The organism is Corynebacterium macclintockiae, from assembly GCF_027570165.1.
Classification (GTDB): Bacteria; Actinomycetota; Actinomycetes; order Mycobacteriales; family Mycobacteriaceae; genus Corynebacterium; species Corynebacterium macclintockiae.
Map to the genome: position 1 here is coordinate 1 of NZ_JAKMUV010000029.1, position 1,135 is coordinate 1,135.

At 56.7% G+C, this 1,135-nt stretch carries 1 protein-coding gene; it reads right to left on the bottom strand.

Going from position 1 to position 1,135, the window contains the following annotated elements; translation table 11 throughout:
- Window positions 1–91: 91 nt before the first annotated feature.
- A partial coding sequence (locus tag L8U58_RS10130; RefSeq protein ID WP_269955272.1) for an integrase core domain-containing protein occupies window positions 92–1,135 on the bottom strand: 1,044 nt, incomplete at its 5' end.

The window sequence follows — 1,135 nt, forward strand, 5'->3', positions numbered from 1 at the left end:
TGTTATGTCCATAGGGTTTTTGGACATGGAGTCCGGTGTCTTCTTGGACAAGGAGTCCATGGAGTTCTTGGACACTTCTAGCGGTTTATGGTTATGGCCTGCGTGTCGGCCGGGGTTTGGATAGTTTCGGGTTCATCCGCGGTGGTTGGCGATGTTTCATTCCTTCAACGAGGTTGATGTTGATCTGGCCACCTGGTGGCCTGTGGCTCAACGTGATTGGCAGCGGCACGCTGAAGAGGAATTCACCGTCATGGGCCGTGTAAAACTCCGCAACGTTATCGGCTGTGACCGTGGAGTAGAGCCTGCGGTTTTTAAACCTCAGCCCAATGTAGAGACCGAAGCCGCACACGCGTACAACGCCATCTTTGCTCACGCAGAGCTGGTCTGGGATGCCCCAATGGTTTGTTGAATTTGTCGTCGGCACCGTTAGTGTGGGGGTATCGGTGGAAGGTATGCCCTGCTGAGCTGCCATGTCATCGGTGCTGGCCTCGTGTGAAGTTGCCGCTTCCACGGGGCCGTTTAGCATTTCGGGTACAGCGTGCGGATTGTGCGCCTGGTTGTAGGCGACTACGCGGGCCCAGACCTGCTCAGGATCGAGTGGATGCGTAGGCGGCGGTGCCTTGGGGAAGGTATCGAAAGCCTGGCGTGGTGTGATGTGCATTTTGCCGACCAGCAGTGATTGATGCCGTCGTCGCTCGTTGTACACCTGGCGATTTTCAGCCAGATAGGCGTTGACCTCAGCAAGGCTAACTGGGTGGCGTGCATCGAGGAACTGGGTCAACGTGCGGTGAGAGCGCTCGTCTTTTCCCTGGGTTGTCGGGGCGAAACCAGCAATAGCAAGAACGCCTTGGCTGGCGAGCCAAGTTTCAGTAGCAGAGAGAAAACCCCGGTGATAGGTGGCAAACGCATCGCCATTGTCGGAAAGGATTTCTTGGGGCTTGCCGTAGGCGGCGAACGCTGCGGCCAGCACAGCGCGCGCATCAGTACCGTTTTCTGGCAGAGCGAACGCTGTGGTTCCGACATCGAACCTGCTGGCATCATCGATGATCTGGTAAATCGTGACATGTGTGTGGGCGTGGTCAAAGAGGCGATAGACCAGTCCATCGATCTGCCAGAGTTCACCGACGAGATCACG